The organism is Vibrio sp. 1641 (assembly GCF_033339995.1).
Classification (GTDB): Bacteria; Pseudomonadota; Gammaproteobacteria; order Enterobacterales; family Vibrionaceae; genus Vibrio; species Vibrio alginolyticus.
The window spans coordinates 1-592 of record NZ_JAWOVP010000341.1 but is presented as its reverse complement, the minus strand read 5'-3'; the positions used below and the strand labels follow the sequence as shown (position 1 = coordinate 592).

The window sequence follows — 592 nt, the reverse complement described above, 5'->3', positions numbered from 1 at the left end:
CTGGAACAAAAATCGGATCTACTTTACCTCGGCTGCGAATCGTACGGCACAAAGAGCGTCCATCCGCGCCAGCAATCGGTTTTTCACCCGCGGCATACACGTCAAGCATGATCAATACATCAACCTGCTCAAGCACGTTTGCAAAATCATCGTAAAGATCACGAGTGCGACTGTAACGATGGGGTTGGAAAATCATAACCAATCGCTTATCTTGCCAACCGCTGCGTGCAGCATTAATGGTTACATCAACTTCCGTTGGGTGATGACCGTAATCATCGACTAACATCGCATGACCGTTACCTGTATCAAACTCACCAAGGTGATCAAAACGACGGCCAGTACCTTGAGTGCCCGCCATCGCTTTTAGAATCGCGTCATCTTCAATGTCGTCTTCCGTTGCGACCGCTATTGCTGCTGATGCGTTCAACGCATTGTGACGGCCTGGAATGTTTAGCGTGATATCGAGGTTAGCTCGACCTTTACGTACTACTGTAAATTTACCTTGCTGACCTTCTTGATGATAATTTTCGATACGTACGTCCGCATCGTCAGAAAAGCCGTAGGTGATCACTTGACGGCTAATACGCGGAAT

At 47.8% G+C, this 592-nt stretch carries 1 protein-coding gene; it reads right to left on the bottom strand.

What is annotated here, in order from left to right:
• The coding region (locus R7Z47_RS25880) for a glutamate ligase domain-containing protein (protein ID WP_318130899.1) at window positions 1-592 on the bottom strand (592 nt) is incomplete at both ends.